This is a genomic window from Shinella sp. GW821-FHT10F02 (genome assembly GCF_058809275.1).
Map to the genome: position 1 here is coordinate 434,051 of NZ_JBXASL010000006.1, position 18,040 is coordinate 452,090.

Sequence of the window (18,040 nt, forward strand, 5' to 3'; positions counted from 1 at the left end):
GGACGAATGAGATGGAACACGCTTTGCCCACAGCAGGCTATGACGTCGAGGCGATCCGCAAGGATTTCCCGATCCTGTCGAAGACGGTCTATGGCAAGCCGCTGGTCTATCTCGACAACGGCGCCTCGGCGCAGAAGCCGCAGTCGGTGATCGACGCGATTTCGCATGCCTATTCGAACGAATATGCAAACGTGCATCGCGGCCTGCATTTCCTGTCCAATGCGGCGACGGACGCCTACGAGGCGGCGCGCGAAAAGGTGCGCCGTTTCCTGAATGCCTCTTCGGTCGACGAGATCATCTTTACCAAATCCTCGACCGAGGCGATCAACACGGTCGCCTACGGCTACGGCATGCCGAAGATTGGCGAGGGCGACGAGATCGTGCTCTCGATCATGGAGCACCACTCCAACATCGTGCCGTGGCATTTCATCCGTGAACGGCAGGGCGCCAAGCTGGTCTGGGCGCCGGTGGACGATGCGGGTGCGTTCCACATCGAAGACTTCGAAAAATGCCTGACGGAGCGCACCAAGCTCATTGCGATCACGCATATGTCGAATGCGCTCGGCACGATCGTGCCGGTCAAGGAAATCTGCCGCATCGCCCGCGAGCGAGGCATTCCGGTGCTGGTCGATGGCTCGCAGGGCGCCGTGCACATGCCGGTCGATGTGCGCGACATCGATTGCGACTGGTACGTGATGACCGGCCACAAGCTCTACGGCCCCTCCGGCATCGGCGTGCTCTACGGCAAGATGGGCCGCCTCAAGGAGATGCGTCCCTTCCAGGGCGGCGGCGAGATGATCGTCGACGTGACGGAAGACATCGTCACCTACAACGACCCGCCGCACCGTTTTGAAGCCGGTACGCCGCCGATCGTGCAGGCGATCGGCCTCGGCCATGCGCTCGACTATATGGAAAAGATCGGCCGCGCGGCAATCTCGACGCACGAGGCGGATCTGCGCGACTATGCGCATGAGCGGCTCTCGGCGATCAATTCGCTCAAGATCTTCGGCACGGCGCCGGGCAAGGGCTCGATCTTCTCCTTCGAGCTCGAAGGCATCCACGCGCATGACGTCTCGATGGTCATCGACCGGGCGGGTGTGGCGGTGCGTGCCGGCACCCATTGTGCGCAGCCGCTCTTGAAACGCTTCGGCGTCACCTCCACATGCCGTGCATCGTTCGGCCTGTACAATACGCGCGCCGAGGTGGATGCTCTCGCCGATGCGCTTGATCATGCCCGCAAGTTTTTTGCCTGAGGAGGTGGACCCATGTCCCTCGACGCAACGGAAGACAAGATCGACGTCCGCGACGGCATCGTGCATTCGGCGATCCCGGCCGACGAACTGGCGCGCCTCAGCGACGACGTCATTTCCGCGCTGAAGACGGTCTACGACCCGGAAATCCCGGCCGACATCTTCGAGCTCGGCCTGATCTACAAGATCGACATCGAAGACGACCGCATGGTCAAGATCGACATGACGCTGACGGCGCCCGGTTGCCCCGTGGCCGGCGAGATGCCCGGCTGGGTGGAGAATGCCGTCGGCGCGGTCGAGGGCGTGTCCGGCGTTGAGGTCCGGATGACCTTCGATCCGCCGTGGACGCCGGACCGCATGTCGGAAGAGGCGCAGGTTGCTGTTGGCTGGTATTGATCCCTTAACGCGGGGTCACTAGATTTAGATTCGGAAACCGCCGGGCCTTGAACCCGGTCGGCGAAGGAGAAACGGCCCATGGCCTTTGCAGTTATGAAGCTCACCGATGCGGCGGCAGACCGCGTCAAGGCGATCGTCGACAATGCCGGCGGTGACGCCAAGGGTATACGCGTCGGCATCAAGAAGGGCGGTTGCGCGGGCATGGAATATTCCATTGACCTCGTGACCGAAGCAAACGCCAAGGACGACCTGATCGAGCGCAACGGTGCGCGCGTCTGGGTCGCGCCGGAAGCCGTGCTCTATCTGCTCGGCACCGAGATGGATTTCGAGGTAACGACGCTGCGTTCCGGCTTCACCTTCCACAACCCGAACCAGACGTCTGCCTGCGGCTGCGGCGAATCGGTCGAGCTGAAGCCCGCCGACCTTGCAGCGCTTGCTGCCGCCGGCCAGCCCACGGTGCGCGCCGGCTGAACCCGGAATGCCGGGGGTGCAGGACTGCAAAACCTCACGACTTTCCTTCGCCGCCGGATTTGCCTAGTCTCCGACGCGCGGCACCCGGATCGGGTACCGGCGGATCGCCAGGGAGGGGACGCGCGCGATGACCGGCTTTGCCGCGGCACTTTACCAGAACCTGCCCTTTCCGGCCCTGATCGTCGATGCCGAGGCGCGTGTCGTCTCGTTCAATGAGGCGGCTGCGCGCACTTTCGGCTGGAATCGCGATGGCCGGAAGCCCGCCGAATCGGCCGTCATCGACGGGCCGGCCCCCGCCGCGATCCTCGCCCGCTACGCGTCTGCCGGGCGCGAGAATGCACACGCCTTTTCCTTCCACCACGACAATGGTTCGCTCTTCGATGCGACCGCGCATGTGATCGCCGTGCCGGACGAGGGCACCGGCTCCTGTTACGCGCTTCTCCTGCGCAGCCTGCTCTCCGGCGGCAGCCATGGCGAGCAGATCCTGCTTGGCCAGCGCTTCGATGCAGCCCTCGACACCATGCCGGAAGGCTTTGCCGTCTTCGACCAGGAAGAGCGGCTGATGATGTTCAACCGGACCTTCAAGGAGCGTTGCGGCCCCGCCAAGGAGAATGTGCGGGTGGGCGCCAGCCTCGAAAGCATCATTCGCGCCAATATCAGGGCAGGCGTCTATACGAATATCGAGGAAGGCACGCCGGAGGCAGAGGCGCTGGTGGAGGCGCGCCTGCGCGATCACCGCACGCCTGATTCGGGCGGTGCGGTCTTTGCCTATGGCGGCGACCGGTGGATGCGTTCGGAGAGCCACGTCACGGAAACCGGCGATATCGTCGCGTTGCGCGTCGACGTCACGGACCTCAAGCGCGCCGAGGCGGCGCTGGAGGAGAAGCGCCGCGACTATCTCTCGCTGTTGCAGATCCTGCCGGACATGATCCTGCGCTTCGACAAGAAGCTTATGGTGCGTTTTGCCAATGACAAATATGCCAGCCATGTCGGCTCGACGACCGATGCCCTGATCGGCCGCTATCTGCCGGACGTCGCCTGCGCGCCGGAGCAGACGGCCGAGCTGATGAACATCGCGAACTATACGCCCGAGCACCCCATCAAGACCCTGGAAATCTGCATCGACAACCATGACGGCCACGAGATGTGGATGCACTGGACGGCCGTCGCGAGCTTCGACGGGGAAAGCGTCAGCGAGGTTGTCAGCGTCGGGCGCGACATTACCGAGGCGAAGCGCCAGCAGCAGCAGGTGGAGGCGCAGACGAACGAGCTGCGCCGCAAGAACGAGGCGCTCGACCAGTTCACCGCCACGGTCTCGCATGACCTGAAGGCGCCGCTGCGCCATCTCTCCATGTTCGCCGAGATGATTTCCGAAGACCTTCACCGCGGCGAGTTCGCGGAACTGCAGCACTATGCCGATCATGTGCGCAAGAGTGCCGTGCGCATGCGCCGCATCATCGACAGCCTGCTCGAATTCTCGCAGATCGCCTATCGCATCACCGCGCCGAAGCCGGTCGCGCTCTCCGATGTGGTGCGCGACGCTCTGGTGCTGCTGGAAGGCCATGTGCAGGAAAGCGGCGGCAGGATCGAGGTCGCGGCCCTTCCGGACATCCAGGGCGATCCGGAGCTTCTGAAGCGGCTGGCGCAGAACCTCATCGGCAATGCGCTGAAATATTGCCGGCCCGGCGAGGCACCCGTCGTTCGCGTCTATAGCCGGGACAATGACGGCGCCATCGACTTCGTCGTGGAGGATGACGGCATCGGCATCGACCCGCAGCATGTGGGGCGGATTTTCGAGGTGTTTCAACGGCTTCACCGTGACGAATCGGTCTACCAGGGCACCGGCGTCGGCCTCGCGCTGGCGCGCCGGATCGTCGAGAGCCACAATGGCGTGATAGCGCTTGACACGAGCTATGCTCCGGGCGCACGCTTCATCGTGACGTTTCCACATCCGGTGAAATCAAGGGGGAACGATCGTGGCAAGCCTGCTTAGGAAGCTGATCGTCGTCGATGACGACCCCGTGGATGTGCGCTTCGTGATGCGCGCCTTCAGCGATGCCGGCAGCCCCATCGAGATCACCCATGTCGCCGATGCGGAGGTCGCCAGCGACCGGCTCGCGACGGAAGCCTTCGATTATATCCTGCTCGACATCAACATGCCCGGCACCAACGGCATGGATCTGCTCAAGCGGCTGCGCGGGCGCACGCGCACGGCGGTGACGCCGGTCATCATGCTGTCCTCGTCCTCGAACACCTCCGACGTCAACAGCGCCTACGAGAACGGCGCCAATGCCTATGCGGTCAAACCCTCGACGCTCAGCGGCTACCGCGATTTCGCGGAAGGTTTTACCCGCTTCTGGGTGGACGTCGCCGTCTCGCCCTGAGCCTTTCCCTCCCTGCCCGAAATGAAAAAGCCCCGGCCGATGGATCGGCCGGGGCTCATCAGGTTGAGGACAAACCTCGCCCCACCCACCTTCGTCATCCTCGTCCTCGGGTTAAACCCGAGGATTGACGCGAGGATCCACCTTCCGCGGCGTGCCAGCGGGATGGATGGTCGGGTCAAGCCCGACCATGACGGTGGAGAGGTTGGTCGATTACTCGGCCGCCTGCGCGTAGTCCTCCAGCGGCGGGCAGGAGCAGACGAGGTTGCGGTCGCCGTAGACATTGTCGACGCGGTTGACCGGCGACCAGTATTTGTCGACGCGGAAGGCGCCCGGCGGGTAGCAGGCCTGCTCGCGCGAATAGGGGCGGTCCCATTCGCCGACGAGGTCTTCCACCGTGTGCGGGGCGTTCTTCAGCGGGTTGTTGACCCGGTCCATCTTGCCTTCCTCGATGGCCCGGGCTTCCTCGCGGATCGACAGCATCGCATCGCAGAAGCGGTCGATCTCGGCCTTGGTCTCCGATTCGGTCGGCTCGATCATCAGGGTGCCTGCGACCGGCCAGCTCATGGTCGGCGCGTGGAAGCCGCTGTCGATGAGGCGCTTGGCGACGTCGTCGACCGTCACGCCCGCGCTGTCGACGAGCGGGCGCGTGTCGATGATGCATTCATGCGCCACGCGGCCCTTGGCGGACTTGTAGAGCACGTCATAGGCACCCTTGAGGCGAGCGGCGATGTAGTTGGCGTTGAGGATCGCCACCTTCGTCGCCTGCGTCAGGCCGGCGCCACCCATCATCAGGCAGTAGCTCCAGGAGATCGGCAGGATGGAGGCCGAGCCGAAGGGGGCCGCCGAGACCGCACCGGCCTCGCCGGTTGTCGGGTTCGCCGGCAGGTAGGGCGCCAGATGCGCCTTGACGCCGATCGGACCCATGCCGGGACCGCCGCCGCCATGCGGGATGCAGAAGGTCTTGTGCAGGTTGAGGTGGCTGACGTCGCCGCCGATATCGCCGGGACGGGCCAGACCCACCATGGCGTTCATGTTGGCACCATCGATATAGACCTGGCCGCCGTGCTTGTGAACGATCTCGCAGATCTCGCGCACGTTCTCTTCAAAGACGCCGTGCGTGGAGGGATACGTGATCATGCAGCAGGACAGGTTGTCCGCATGCTGCTCGGCTTTCGCGCGAAAATCCTCCATGTCGATGTCGCCATTGTCGGACACTTTCACGACGACGACCTTCATGCCGACCATCTGCGCCGATGCCGGGTTGGTGCCGTGCGCGGAGGTCGGGATGAGGCAGACGTCGCGATGCGTGTCGCCATTGGCGAGGTGATAGGCGCGGATCGTCAGGAGGCCGGCATATTCGCCCTGCGCACCCGAATTCGGCTGCATGGAGACGGCGTCGTAGCCGGTAATGTCGCAGAGTTTCTGCGACAGGTCCTCGATCAGGTAGCGGTAGCCCTGCGCCTGGTCGGCGGGCACGAACGGGTGGATCTCCGCAAATTCCGGCCAGGTGATCGGCAGCATTTCCGCCGTCGCGTTCAGCTTCATCGTGCAGGAGCCGAGCGGGATCATCGAACGGTCGAGCGCGAGGTCGCGGTCGGAGAGGCGGCGGATGTAGCGCGTCATCTCGCTTTCCGCCCGGTTCATGTGGAAGATCGGGTGCGTCAGGTATTCGCTGGTGCGCAGCAGGTCTTCCGGCAGGCGGTAATCCGGCTCGAACTCCGCCACTTCGAAATCACCGCCGAAGGCACGCCAGACGGCTTCCAGCGTGACGGGGCGCGAGCGCTCGTCGAGGCTGATGCCGATGCGGTCGTCACCGATCTTGCGAAGGTTCACCTCTTCGGCGACGGCGGTCTTCAGGATGATGCCCTGGAGTTTGCCGACATGCACGGTGATCGTGTCGAAGAAGACTTCCGGTTCAACGGTGTAGCCGAGTTTTTCCAGGCCCATGGCGAGGCGCACGGTCTTCTGGTGCACATTCTGCGAAATCGCCTTCAGGCCCTGCGGACCATGGAAGACGGCATACATCGAGGCCATGACGGCGAGCAGGACCTGCGCGGTGCAGATGTTCGACGTCGCCTTTTCGCGGCGGATGTGCTGCTCGCGGGTCTGGAGCGACAGGCGGTAGGCGCGGTTGCCGCGGGCATCGATGGAGACGCCGACGAGGCGGCCGGGCATGGAGCGCTTATAGGCGTCTTTGACGGCCATATAGGCCGCATGCGGCCCGCCATAACCGACCGGCACGCCGAAACGCTGGGTGCAGCCGATGGCAATATCCGCGTCCATGTCGCCGGGCGACTTCAAAAGCGCCAGCGCCAGCGGATCGGCCGCCATGACGGCGATCGCGCCGGTCTGGTGCAGGCGGGCGATCAGGCCGGTGAAATCGCGCACATGGCCGTAGGTGCCGGGATACTGGAAGATCGCGCCGAAGACGTCGACGGGATCGAGATCGGTGAAGGGATCGCCGACGATGATCTGCCAGCCGAGCGGCTCGGAGCGGGTCTTCAAAAGCGCGATCGTCTGCGGGTGGCAGTTCTCGTCGACGAAGAAGGCGTTCGCCTTGGATTTCGCCACGCGCTGCGCCATGGCCATCGCTTCGGCGGCGGCCGTCGCTTCATCAAGCAGCGAGGCGTTCGCCACGTCGAGGCCGGTCAGGTCGCAGACCATGGTCTGGTAGTTGATCAGCGCTTCGAGGCGCCCCTGGCTGATTTCCGGCTGATAGGGCGTATAGGCCGTGTACCAGGCGGGGTTTTCCAGGATGTTGCGCTGGATCACCGGCGGCGTGATCGTGCCGTAATAACCCTGGCCGATCAGCGAGACGAGCTTCTTGTTGCGGTTGGCGGTCTCGCGCAGCTTGTCGAGCGCCTCGCGCTCGGTCATCGCGGCGCCCCATTCGAGTGGCTTTTCCTGGCGGATCGATTTCGGCACGGTGTCGTCGATCAGCGCATCGAGGGTGGGATAGCCGATCACCGCCAGCATGGCTTCCATCTCCTTCGGCGAAGGGCCGATATGGCGACGGTTGGCGAAGTCGTAGGGCTGGTAATCGGTAAAGGCGAAATCCTTGGGAAGAGACATCAGCCGACAAGCTCCTTGTAGGCGGCTTCGTCCAGCAGGCCGTCGGCATCAGACGCGTTGGCGAGTTTCAGCTTGAAGAACCAGCCGGCACCCTGTGGGTCGCTGTTGACGAGGGAGGGATCGGCAACGATCGCCTCGTTGACTTCGACGATTTCCCCGTCAAGTGGACAATAGACGTCGGAGGCCGCCTTGACGCTTTCGACGGTGGCCGCATCGCCGCCCTTTTCGAAGGTGGAGCCGACCTCGGGCAGTTCGACGAAGACGAGGTCGCCGAGCTGTTCAGCGGCGTGCGTGGTGATGCCCACGGTCGCAACGCCGGCTTCGATCTTCAGCCACTCGTGTTCTTCGGTAAATTTCAGCATGGACGAACCTTTCTGGTCAGCGTTTGAAGGTGTTCTTGACGAAGGGCAGGGCCGATACGGTGATCGGCAGAAATTTTCCGCGCACGCCGGCATAAAGCTGGGTGCCAGGCGCGGATGCAGCCTTGGTGACGTAGCCCATGGCGACGGGGCCATCGGCATTCGGGCCGAAGCCGCCGGAGGTGACGGTGCCGACGACGTCTTCACCCTCGGCATCGGTGGCGAGCACGGCGCCGCCGCGCACGGGTGCACGGCCTTCCGGCTTCAGGCCGACGCGGCGGCGGTCCGTGCCGTTTTCGAGCTGGTTGAGGATGATATCGGCACCCGGGAACCCGCCGGCACGCTCGCCGCCCTTGCGGCGGACCTTCTGCATCGCCCATTCGAGCGCCGCTTCCACCGGCGTCGTGCCGGTGTCGATGTCGTTGCCGTAGAGGCAGAGGCCGGCTTCGAGGCGCAGCGAATCGCGGGCGCCAAGACCGATCGGCAGCACGTCTGGATGGTCGAGCAGGCGGCGACAGACGGCTTCGGCAAGGTTTGCCGGAATGGAAATCTCGAACCCGTCCTCGCCGGTATAGCCCGAACGCGAGACGATGCAGTCGGCGTCGTGCAGGTCGCAGGCGCGCACGTCCATGAAGCGCATAGAGGAGATATCGGCCCAGAGCTCGGCGAGCACCGATTCCGCATGCGGCCCCTGGAGCGCGACCAGCGCACGGTCGTCATGCAGCGTCAGCTCGCAGGTATCGCCGATCTTCGCCTGCATATGGGCGAAATCCGCCTCCTTGCAGGCGGCGTTGACGACGACGTAGAAATGGTCGCCGCGGTTGGCGATCATCAGGTCGTCGAGAATGCCGCCGTCGTCATTGGTGAAGAGCGCATAGCGCTGGCGGCCTTCGCCAAGGCCGAGCACATCGACCGGCACCAGCGTTTCGAGCGCGCGCGCGGCATCCGCATTGTCGCCGGAGCGGGCGCGCACCGTGACCTGGCCCATATGGGACACGTCGAACAGGCCGGCCGCCGCGCGGGTGTGGAGATGTTCCTTCATCACGCCCGCCGCATATTGCACCGGCATTTCATAGCCGGCGAACGGCACCATGCGGGCGCCGAGCGACAGGTTCAGCGCATGAAGCGGGGTTTTCTTGAGGTCTGACGATACGTCCAAAAGGCGCCCTCCCAGTCTTTGGGCGCCCATGATTCTTCCGGGCGCCGGCTCACAATCCAGGCGCATCTGCGCCGTTCTCCTGAGCCCCCTCTGTCCCTTCGCCTGAGATTGTTATCCCTTCGGCGAGCGTTTTCACGCTTCTCTCCAGAGTTCCGACGGCACCTTGCTGGTCCTTTTGCCTGAGAGTTTCCGGGGCGGTTGCTCCTTCGGCACCGGTCTTGCCTAGTAAAAGGCGACCGGTTTCTCCCAGCGAGGTCGGCCCCAGATAACGACCTTGCCTGCGCTTTGGCAAGAGCGCTGCGTCGCTGCCGAGCAATTTTTTGTCGTAGGGGGAAAGGAGCAAAGAAAAGGCCCCGGGGCGGGGGCCTTCAAGAAGATTGGAGGACGGCTGATTTTTCTGAGGGAGGATCAGACGGTTTCCGGCAGCGGGGGCGATCCGTTTTCGCCATAGAGGCGCTGCGCCTCGGCGACGGTCACCTGCGGCGTGCTGCCGGGCGCCGTGATGAGTGCCAGCGCGAGCGCCGGCGGATGAATGACGTTGAGCACCGCAAGCACACGGGCATCGCCGCGGATCTTGGCGTCCTCGCTCCAGTGGTGGATGCGCTCCTCGAACAGCGTGTTCGCACGCACCTGCGGTCGCATTCCCTGCGAGGCATAGGCGGCGGTGGCGGGCGAGACTGTCACGATCTGAGTCATGGCGTTCAACGAGGTTGGTTTGAGTTGGTGCAATTTATCAGTTGCGCCTTTCCTGCATGTAAAACTTCATGGTTGTATTTTCATCGAATTTTAACAGTCTGTGCGACTTTCGGTCGGCCTTGCCATCGGCGGGGCAATTCCGCCATAACAGGCGCAGAATGCCGCCGGAATCGGGCGGACAAAGCGGTTTCAGCAAAAGTGTGAAGCGGTTTTGCACCCGAAACTGCGTCAAGACAAAAACATGCCGCCAATGGCGCGGGAGGACCGATGAAGCCGATTTTCGTGCAATTGCAATGCGCTCCGGGCAAGACCTACGAGGTCGCGGATGCGCTTTACGCTACGGAACTCATCTCGGAGCTTTATTCCACCAGCGGCGAGTACGATCTGCTCCTGAAGATCTATGTCGACAGCGAGGAAGAGATCGGCAAGTTTATCAACGACCACGTTGCCTCCATTCCCGGCATCGTGCGCTCGCTGACCACGCTGACTTTCCGCGCTTTCTAAGCTGTTCCCCTCCGCCCGTTCTTGCGCTAAAGCACGGCGCAACGAAAGAAGGCGAAGATGGCAGGCATCGAACACAGGCAGGTGGACAACGACGAGGCGGGCATGCGCCTCGACCGATGGTTCAAGGTCCACTATCCGGGCCTCGGCTTCGGCCAGCTCCAGAAATTGCTGCGCTCCGGCCAGGTGCGCGTCGATGGCGGGCGCGTGAAGAGCGACACCCGCATCCAGCCGGGGCAGGTGGTCCGCGTGCCCCCGATGGAAGTCGATGCCAAGGTGAAGTCCGGGCCGATCGCCGGTCGCGACCTCAGGCATTCGCCGGATGGCGAACTCCTGTCGCGCATGCTGCTGCATGAGGACGACAAGGTCATCGTGCTGAACAAGCCGGCCGGCATCGCCGTGCAGGGCGGTTCCGGCGTCAACCGGCACATCGACCAGATGCTGGAAGCCTGGACGAGCCAGAAGGGCGAGAAGCCGCGCCTCGTGCACCGCCTCGACCGCGACACCTCCGGCGTGCTCGTCGTCGCCCGCACGCGCGGCGCCGCGCAAAAACTCACTGCCGCCTTCCGCGAGCGCGACACCAAGAAGACCTACTGGTCGCTGGTGATGGGCGTGCCGAAGAAGCGCGAGGACAAGATTTCCACCTGGCTCGTCAAGGAGCAGACGCCCGACGGCGACCGCATGCGCATCGCCAAGCACGGCGAGGACGGCGCCGACCACGCGGTGTCCTTCTACCGCATTATCGAGCAGGCCGCGCAGAACTTCGCCTGGCTGGAGATGGAGCCCTATACCGGCCGCACGCACCAGCTACGCGTGCACGCCGCCCATATCGGTCATCCGATCCTGGGTGACCCGAAATATTTCGACGCGGACGTCAACTGGAACTTCCCAGGCGGCGTGCAGAACAAGCTGCACCTCCACGCGCGCCAGATCGACATTCCGCATCCGTCCGGCGGGCGCCTCAAGATCACCGCGCCGCTGCCGCCGCACATGGTGCAGACCTGGAACCTCTTCGGTTTCGACCTGAGTGCTGCGGAAGGGGACGACGACTGATGCGGCTCGTTCTCTTCGATTGCGACGGCACGCTGGTGGACAGCGTCGGGCTGATCCATGAGGTCATGGCGCGCACCTTCGCCGATTTCGGTTATGCGCGGCCGGACGTTGCCGAGACCAAGGCGATCATCGGCCTGACGCTCGACATCGCGATCGCCCGCATGCAGGGCAAGCCGCATGTCGACGACGAGGCGCTGGCGATGACCGCGCATTACAAGGCGATCTATGGGGGCGTGCGCAATGAGCCCGGTTTCCAGGAGCCGCTTTTCCCCGGCATCGCCGACCTGATGGCGCGACTGGAGCGGCAGGACGACCTGATCCTCGGCGCCGTCACCGGCAAGTCGCGCCGCGGCCTCGATCTCATCCGCGCCTCGCATGGCTTCGAAAAGACTTTCTTCGTCTCGCGCACGGCGGACGATTGCCCCTCCAAGCCGCATCCGGGCATGGTGACGGAATGCTGCAGCGAAGCGGGCATCGATGCGGCGGCGACCATTGTCGTCGGCGATGCGATCTACGATATGCAGATGGCCAAGGCGGCGGGCGCCAAGGCCGTGGGCGTCGCCTGGGGTTATGCCAGCGTGCCCGAACTGGTGGAGGCGGGGGCGGACCATATCCTGCGCACGCCCGCCGACCTCCTCGACTGGTTGGAGATTTCCGATGCGTGACATCCTGAGCGACCTTTCCGACGCGATGAGCGACCCCGATCCGGTGCGCCGCGCGCAGATCCAGATGAAGCGCCCGCTGCCGAAGCGTTTCTACAAGGACGTTTCCACCGATTTGGCGGAAGAAGGCTTCCGCATCCTGCTCGACGGCCGCCCGGTGCGCACGCCGGCCAAGAAACTGCTCGCGGTGCCGGCGCAGCCGATCGCCGATCGCCTGAAGGCGGAGTGGGACGGGCAGGGCGAGGAAATCGATCCGGCGAAGATGCCGGTGACCCGCCTCGTCAACACCGCCGTCGATGGCGTTGCCGACAATTTCGATGCCGTCTTCGAGGAGATCGTGCGTTTCGCCGGCACGGACCTTCTCTGCTATCGCGCCGATTCGCCCGAAGGCCTCGTCGAGCGTCAGCGCGACGGCTGGGATCCGGTCATCCGCTGGGCCGCCGAGGCCAAGGGCGCACGCTTCATCCTCGTCGAAGGCGTGATCCATCAGGAACAGCCGGCGCCGGCGATCGCGGCGTTTTCCGCAGCCCTTTCCGCCTGGCGCCATCCGCTGGCGCTGGCCTGCCTGCACACGGTCACCACGCTTACCGGCTCGGCACTGCTGGCGCTGGCGCTTGCCGAAGGCGTGATCGACACCGACAAGGCCTGGTCGCTCGCCCATGTCGACGAGGACTGGCAGATCGAACATTGGGGCATGGACGACGAAGCCTTCCGCCGCCGCGAACTGCGCCGCGAGGAGATGGACGTGGCCGCCTCCGTGCTTGTGGAAATCCCGCGCTGAAAAGACTTTGTTAAGATTTCCGCACCATTTTGGCACGCGGCCGAAATCCGACATCGCATACCGGTAGTTTCATGCAGTTCCTTGTCCGCGCTCTCCTCTCCGCCTGCCTCTTCGTTTCCACCACCGCCCATGCCGATGACGGCTATCCCGTCCGCGATATCCGCAAGGTCGTGGTGAGCGGCGACGACAGCGTGCCCAACACGGTGCTGAAGCGCACCGGCGAACACCTGAAGCGCGCCGCCAAGGCGACCCGCCGCCCGGTGCAGATCGATCGCGCTGCCATGGATATCCGCGTTTCCGGCGTGAAACAGGCGAGCGACGGGCACAGTTCCGCAAAGGTCACGGTGACGCTCGCCGATCTCGGCGGCGGCGCCTCGTCGCGCAAAACGCTGACGGTCAACAGCTTCATGCCGGCCCGTAAAGGCCGCGAGGCGGCGCTCGGCGATGCGATCGCCAAGCGCGTGGCGCTCGCCTACCATCTGGCGCCAGTCGCTGCGGGCAAGGCCTCCTATGCCAAGCGGCCCGGCAAGGGCCGCAAATATGCCGGCGGCAAGCGTCGCACGGCGACGGTGCGCTCCGTCCAGGCCTATTCCGGCGCGCCGAAGCGCGCGCTCGTCATTCCGTCCGAGGCGGCGCTGACGGTGCGGTCGCGCGCGCTGGCCGAAGGCTCGACGAAGAAGGTCGCGCCCTGCGTCGTGACCCAGACGATCAGCTGCGATTGATCCTATAGACCATCGATCTGGAGAACGCCTCTTCAAAGCCCCCGGTTCCGCGTGCTAAGTCCTTGGTGACACGGGAGGAACCGAGGCATCATGAAGGAAATTCTCCACGAGCTCGAAGTCCGGCGCGAGCGCGCCCGCATGGGCGGCGGTGCGGCGCGCATCGATGCGCAGCACAAGCGCGGCAAGCTGACGGCGCGCGAGCGCCTCGAGGTGTTTCTCGACGAGGGCTCGTTCGAGGAGTTCGACATGTTCGTCGAGCACCGCTCGACCGATTTCGGCATGGAGAAGACGAAGATTGCCGGCGACGGCGTCGTTACCGGCTGGGGCACGGTCAACGGCCGCACCGTCTTCGTTTTCGCCAAGGATTTTACGGTCTTCGGTGGCTCGCTCTCCGAAACCCATGCCCAGAAGATCATGAAGGTCCAGGATATGGCGCTGAAGAACCGCGCGCCGATCATCGGCCTTTACGATGCGGGTGGCGCGCGCATCCAGGAGGGCGTGGCAGCACTCGGCGGTTATGCGGAAGTGTTCCAGCGCAATGTGCTCGCCTCCGGCGTCATCCCGCAGATTTCCGTGATCATGGGGCCGTGCGCCGGCGGCGACGTCTATTCGCCGGCCATGACCGACTTCATCTTCATGGTGCGCGACACGTCCTACATGTTCGTGACCGGCCCGGACGTGGTGAAGACCGTCACGAACGAGACGGTGACGTCCGAGCAACTCGGCGGCGCCTCCGTGCACACGACGAAATCCTCGATCGCCGATGGCGCTTACGACAACGACGTCGATACGCTGTTGCAGGTCCGCCGCCTCATCGATTTCCTGCCGCAGTCCAATACGTCGCCCGTGCCGGAGATCGAGTGCTTCCAGTCGGTCGAGGAGATCGACGAATCGCTCGACACGCTCATCCCGGCCAATGCCAACAAGCCCTATGACATCAAGGAACTGATCCTCAAGACCGTCGACGAGGGCGATTTCTTCGAGATCCAGGAAAATTTCGCCAAGAACATCGTCTGCGGCTTCGGGCGCATCGAAGGCTCGACGGTCGGTTTCGTCGCCAACCAGCCGATGGTGCTGGCCGGCGTGCTCGATTCGGACGCCAGCCGCAAGGCAGCGCGCTTCGTGCGCTTCTGTGACTGCTTCGGTATCCCGGTCGTCACCTTCGTTGATGTGCCGGGCTTCCTGCCGGGCACGGCGCAGGAATATGGTGGGCTCATCAAGCATGGCGCCAAGCTGCTCTTCGCCTTCGCCGAGGCGACCGTGCCGAAGGTCACGCTGATCACGCGAAAGGCCTATGGCGGCGCTTACGACGTCATGTCCTCAAAACACCTGCGCGGCGACTTCAACTATGCCTGGCCGACGGCGCAGATCGCGGTGATGGGCGCCAAGGGCGCGGTCGAGATCATCTTCCGCAAGGATATCGCCGATCCGGAAAAGATCGCGGCGCACACCAAGATGTATGAGGACCGGTTCCTCTCGCCCTTCGTGGCGGCGGAGCGCGGTTACATCGATGAGGTGATCATGCCGCATTCGACGCGCAAGCGCATCGCGCGCGCCCTGCGTTTGCTGCGCAACAAGAATCTGGAAAATCCCTGGAAGAAACACGATAACATTCCGCTCTGACTGAAACGGAAGGGACGTCCACGCATGTTCGATCGGTTCTCCGCTTACCAGCCGCAGGCGCTTGCAGCACTCAGGATCATGGCAGCATTGCTTTTCATCGAGCATGGCACGCAAAAATTCTTCAATTTCCCGCCCGCGGAGCAGCCCTTCGGCGACCTGATGAACCTCATCGGCGCTGCGGGCCTGCTGGAGGTCGTCGGCGGTCTGCTGATCCTCGTCGGGCTCTTCACGCGGCCGGTGGCCTTCGTGCTCTGCGGCTTCATGGCCGTCGCCTACTTCATGAAACATGCGCCGGACAGCTTCTTCCCGATCAACAACCGTGGCGACGCCGCGGTGCTGTTCTGCTTCGTCTTCCTCTATTTGACGACAGCAGGCCCGGGCGCTTTCGCCCTCGACAACCGGCGTTAGGCAGCGAACTTCAGGCCAAGAATGCCGGTGACGATGAGCGCGATGCAGCCCATGCGGATCGCCGTCACCGGTTCGGCAAAAAGGAAGATGCCGAGCATCACCGTGCCGACCGTGCCGATGCCGGTCCAGATGGCATAGGCCGTGCCGATCGGCAGCGTCTTCACGGCAAGGCCGAGCAGCACGATGGAAATGACCATCGAGCCGGCGGTGAGCGCCGTGGGCAGGGGTTTGGTGAAGCCGTCGGTATATTTGAGGCCGATCGCCCAGCCGATTTCAAAAAGGCCGGCGAGTGTCAGAAGAATCCAGGGCATGGTGCCACTCCGTTTCAAAGGAGCGAGGCCGTCCCCGCGATCGTGACCGGACGAAACGTCCGGCGGTAGCCGTCTACCGGGTGGAATATTGCCGATCCGCACGGCAAGGGCAAGGGCAGGGGTGGCATGTCAGCCATGCACCCCCGCCATACCATGATCTTAGCCGAGGCGTTCGGCATGCCACTTCAGGTGATCGTCCATGAAGGTCGAGATGAAGTAGTAGGAGTGGTCGTAACGCTCCTGCAAGCGCAGCGTCAGGCCGATATCGGTGCCCTTGATCGCCTCTTCGAAGAGCCAGGGGCGCAGGCCGTTTTCCAGAAAACCGTCCGCCTTGCCCTGGTCGATCAGGAATTCCGGGAACCGGGCGCCATCCTCGACGAGCGCGCAGGCGTCATACTGGCGCCAGGTCGTCTTGTCGGTGCCGAGGTATTTTTCGAAGGCGGGGGCCGACCAGTCGGCGGTCGATGGTCCGACGATCGGCGCGAAGGCCGAGCAGCTCTTGAAGCGTTCCGGGTTGCGGAGCGCGATCGTCATGGCGCCGTGGCCGCCCATGGAATGGCCGAAGATGCCCTGGCGCGACATATCCATACGGAAGTGCTGGCTTGCGAAGTTCGGCAGTTCCTCCGTGACGTAGCTGTACATCTGGTAGTGTTCTGCCCACGGCGCTTCCGTGGCGTCGAGGTAGAAGCCGGCGCCCTTGCCCATCTGCCAGTTGGTCATTTCGTCGGGCACGTCGTTGCCGCGCGGGCTGGTATCCGGGCAGACGATGATGAGGCCGAGCTCGGCGGCCATGCGGCGGTATTCGCCCTTTTCCATCACATTGGCATGGCTGCAAGTGAGGCCGGACAGATACCAGAGCACCGGGCGCGGCTCGCGGATCGCCTGCGGCGGCACGAAGACCGCGAAGGTCATTTCGCAATTGCAGGCTTCGGAATCATGGGCGAACACGCCCTGCATGCCGCCGAAGGCAGTGTTCTGGGAAAGCACTTTCATCAGGAAACTCCGGTTGTGTCAGGAGGCGAGCGCCACGGCCGCATTGACGGCGGCGGCGACCAGCACGGTGTTGAAGAAGAAGGAGACGATCGCGTGCAGCAGGTTGACCTTTCGCATTGGCGTCGAGGTGATCGCGACGTCGGAGGTCTGCGCCGTCATGCCGATCACGAAGGCGAAATAGAGAAAATCATAGGCGCCGGGCGCGGCATCGCCCGGGAAATCCAGGCTTTTCCCGACGTCGGGGCTGGTTTCCGTGCTGCCGGGCCGCCAGTAGAGATGGGCATAGTGCATGGCCGCCATCGTGTGGATGGTGAGCCAGCCGAGCGCCACGGAGGCGAAGGCGAGGACGAATTCGGCTCCCGAAGCAGCCGGACGGTTCAGCACGACGAAGAGCGAGCCCATCGAGACGGCGACGGCCGCGAAGGTCACGGCGAAGATGATCGCCACCGGCTCGTCGCTGTCCGTCGCGTAATGTTCGAGATGGGCGGCCGTCAGGCGCGGCACGCGCCAGCCCGTCAGCAGCAGGTAGCAGAGGAAGAAGGCGACGGCCCCGATATCGATGGCGAAATCCGGCTTCAGCCAGAGTGCCGCGCCCAGGCTGAAGGCGGCGGCGCCGATGCCGACATAGAAGGGCACATGGCGCCCGTAGATCCTGGGTCCAGGCCCTTCCTTCATGCCACAGGCCCCGCCTTGGCATTTTTCGCCCGGCGGCAGAGGCGGTCGAGCGTTTCGAGGAAGGCGGAGCGGTCGCGCGGCGAAAAAGCGGCGTTGTAGCCCTTGCTTTCGCCGGTCTCGCGCAGGTGCGCGCCGAGATCGCGCATGGCGCTCGCCATGCCGATATTCGCCTTGTCGAAGAGGCGCCCTGTCGGCCCGGTCACATGCGCGCCCTTCTCGACGCAACGCACCGCCAGCGGCACGTCGGCCGTCACCACGATATCGTCCGCGCCGACATTGTCAGCGATCCAGTTGTCCGCGGCATCGAAAGCGCCGGAAACGATGACGTTCTTGACCATGGGATCGCGCGAGGGCCGCAGGCCGGAATTGGCGACAAAAGTCACCGGCATGCCATGGCGCTCGGCAACCTTCAGGATTTCCGGCTTCACCGGGCATGCGTCGGCGTCAACGTAAATGGTGGGCATGGCGTCAGTCATTAAAGGTCAGCGATACGGCAATGCCCTGCGACATGGTGGCTTCCTGAA

General features: G+C 64.0%; 20 protein-coding genes and 1 riboswitch. Of the genes, 12 read left to right on the forward strand and 8 right to left on the reverse strand.

Translation table 11 applies throughout. From position 1 onward, the window contains the following. Positions 1 to 11: 11 nt before the first annotated feature. From AC1RWL_RS20890 to AC1RWL_RS20910, 5 genes are all read left to right on the forward strand, one after another. Positions 12 to 1,253, forward strand: coding sequence for a cysteine desulfurase (locus tag AC1RWL_RS20890; RefSeq protein WP_493097037.1), 1,242 nt, complete (start codon positions 12 to 14; stop codon positions 1,251 to 1,253). Positions 1,254 to 1,265: 12 nt separating this feature from the next. Next, the gene (locus AC1RWL_RS20895; protein WP_256115767.1) at positions 1,266 to 1,646 is read left to right on the forward strand and encodes an SUF system Fe-S cluster assembly protein; all 381 of its coding nucleotides are present in this window, start codon (positions 1,266 to 1,268) and stop codon (positions 1,644 to 1,646) included. Positions 1,647 to 1,724: 78 nt separating this feature from the next. Further along, a complete protein-coding gene (sufA, locus tag AC1RWL_RS20900) occupies positions 1,725 to 2,117 on the forward strand; it encodes a Fe-S cluster assembly scaffold SufA (RefSeq protein ID WP_256115768.1) in 393 nt (130 codons plus the stop codon). Between the two features lie 127 nt (positions 2,118 to 2,244). Continuing rightward, entirely contained in the window at positions 2,245 to 4,110 is a 1,866-nt protein-coding gene (locus AC1RWL_RS20905; RefSeq protein WP_493097038.1) for a PAS domain-containing sensor histidine kinase, read from the forward strand. Beyond that, entirely contained in the window at positions 4,094 to 4,501 is a 408-nt protein-coding gene (locus AC1RWL_RS20910) for a response regulator (protein WP_256115770.1), read from the forward strand. Before AC1RWL_RS20905 ends, AC1RWL_RS20910 begins: the two co-directional genes overlap by 17 nt. A 210-nt stretch (positions 4,502 to 4,711) precedes the next feature. Here AC1RWL_RS20910 and gcvP read toward each other — a convergent pair whose 3' ends face one another. From gcvP to AC1RWL_RS20930, 4 genes are all read right to left on the reverse strand, one after another. After that, positions 4,712 to 7,573, reverse strand: coding sequence for an aminomethyl-transferring glycine dehydrogenase (gene gcvP, locus AC1RWL_RS20915; protein WP_493097039.1), 2,862 nt, complete (start codon positions 7,571 to 7,573; stop codon positions 4,712 to 4,714). Beyond that, a complete protein-coding gene (gene gcvH / locus AC1RWL_RS20920; protein WP_493097040.1) occupies positions 7,573 to 7,935 on the reverse strand; it encodes a glycine cleavage system protein GcvH in 363 nt (120 codons plus the stop codon). Before gcvH ends, gcvP begins: the two co-directional genes overlap by 1 nt. A gap of 16 nt (positions 7,936 to 7,951) precedes the next feature. Beyond that, a complete protein-coding gene (gene gcvT / locus AC1RWL_RS20925) occupies positions 7,952 to 9,121 on the reverse strand; it encodes a glycine cleavage system aminomethyltransferase GcvT (protein ID WP_493097041.1) in 1,170 nt (389 codons plus the stop codon). 127 nt (positions 9,122 to 9,248) lie between these two features. Then, positions 9,249 to 9,350, reverse strand: a riboswitch (glycine riboswitch). Positions 9,351 to 9,499: 149 nt separating this feature from the next. After that, a complete protein-coding gene (locus AC1RWL_RS20930) occupies positions 9,500 to 9,787 on the reverse strand; it encodes a hypothetical protein (protein ID WP_439616847.1) in 288 nt (95 codons plus the stop codon). 267 nt (positions 9,788 to 10,054) lie between these two features. Between AC1RWL_RS20930 and AC1RWL_RS20935 the strand changes: the two genes are divergently transcribed. The 7 genes from AC1RWL_RS20935 to AC1RWL_RS20965 all read left to right on the forward strand — a co-directional run bounded on the left by AC1RWL_RS20935 (position 10,055) and on the right by AC1RWL_RS20965 (position 15,537). Next, entirely contained in the window at positions 10,055 to 10,291 is a 237-nt protein-coding gene (locus AC1RWL_RS20935; RefSeq protein ID WP_256115778.1) for an Lrp/AsnC ligand binding domain-containing protein, read from the forward strand. A 57-nt stretch (positions 10,292 to 10,348) separates the two neighbouring features. Continuing rightward, positions 10,349 to 11,341, forward strand: a complete 993-nt coding sequence (locus AC1RWL_RS20940; RefSeq protein WP_256115779.1) for an RluA family pseudouridine synthase — start codon at positions 10,349 to 10,351, stop codon at positions 11,339 to 11,341. After that, positions 11,341 to 12,006, forward strand: a complete 666-nt coding sequence (locus AC1RWL_RS20945) for an HAD-IA family hydrolase (RefSeq protein ID WP_493097042.1) — start codon at positions 11,341 to 11,343, stop codon at positions 12,004 to 12,006. Before AC1RWL_RS20940 ends, AC1RWL_RS20945 begins: the two co-directional genes overlap by 1 nt. Continuing rightward, positions 11,999 to 12,784, forward strand: coding sequence for an ATP12 family chaperone protein (locus AC1RWL_RS20950; RefSeq protein ID WP_493097043.1), 786 nt, complete (start codon positions 11,999 to 12,001; stop codon positions 12,782 to 12,784). The genes AC1RWL_RS20945 and AC1RWL_RS20950 overlap by 8 nt, the downstream gene beginning before the upstream one ends. 71 nt (positions 12,785 to 12,855) lie before the next feature. Next, complete coding sequence (locus AC1RWL_RS20955) at positions 12,856 to 13,506, forward strand: hypothetical protein (protein ID WP_493097044.1); 651 nt, start codon at positions 12,856 to 12,858, stop codon at positions 13,504 to 13,506. 90 nt (positions 13,507 to 13,596) lie between these two features. Next, the gene (locus tag AC1RWL_RS20960) at positions 13,597 to 15,129 is read left to right on the forward strand and encodes an acyl-CoA carboxylase subunit beta (RefSeq protein WP_493097045.1); all 1,533 of its coding nucleotides are present in this window, start codon (positions 13,597 to 13,599) and stop codon (positions 15,127 to 15,129) included. Between the two features lie 24 nt (positions 15,130 to 15,153). Next, on the forward strand, positions 15,154 to 15,537 hold the full coding sequence (locus AC1RWL_RS20965; protein WP_493097046.1) for a DoxX family protein: 384 nt from the start codon (positions 15,154 to 15,156) through the stop codon (positions 15,535 to 15,537). On the opposite strand, the gene AC1RWL_RS20970 is transcribed toward AC1RWL_RS20965, so the two are convergent. From AC1RWL_RS20970 to AC1RWL_RS20985, 4 genes are all read right to left on the reverse strand, one after another. Next, positions 15,534 to 15,848 carry a DMT family transporter gene (locus AC1RWL_RS20970; RefSeq protein WP_435265503.1) on the reverse strand — a complete coding sequence of 105 codons (315 nt, stop codon included), beginning with the start codon at positions 15,846 to 15,848 and terminating at the stop codon, positions 15,534 to 15,536. The two genes, AC1RWL_RS20965 and AC1RWL_RS20970, sit on opposite strands and share 4 nt — an antisense overlap. 159 nt (positions 15,849 to 16,007) lie before the next feature. Beyond that, on the reverse strand, positions 16,008 to 16,841 hold the full coding sequence (gene fghA / locus AC1RWL_RS20975) for an S-formylglutathione hydrolase (protein ID WP_493097047.1): 834 nt from the start codon (positions 16,839 to 16,841) through the stop codon (positions 16,008 to 16,010). Positions 16,842 to 16,859: 18 nt separating this feature from the next. After that, positions 16,860 to 17,516: a DUF1345 domain-containing protein gene (locus tag AC1RWL_RS20980; protein WP_493097048.1), complete on the reverse strand. Its 657-nt coding sequence runs from the start codon at positions 17,514 to 17,516 to the stop codon at positions 16,860 to 16,862. Continuing rightward, positions 17,513 to 17,980 carry a YaiI/YqxD family protein gene (locus AC1RWL_RS20985; RefSeq protein ID WP_493097049.1) on the reverse strand — a complete coding sequence of 156 codons (468 nt, stop codon included), beginning with the start codon at positions 17,978 to 17,980 and terminating at the stop codon, positions 17,513 to 17,515. Before AC1RWL_RS20985 ends, AC1RWL_RS20980 begins: the two co-directional genes overlap by 4 nt. Between the last annotated feature and the right edge of the window lie 60 nt (positions 17,981 to 18,040).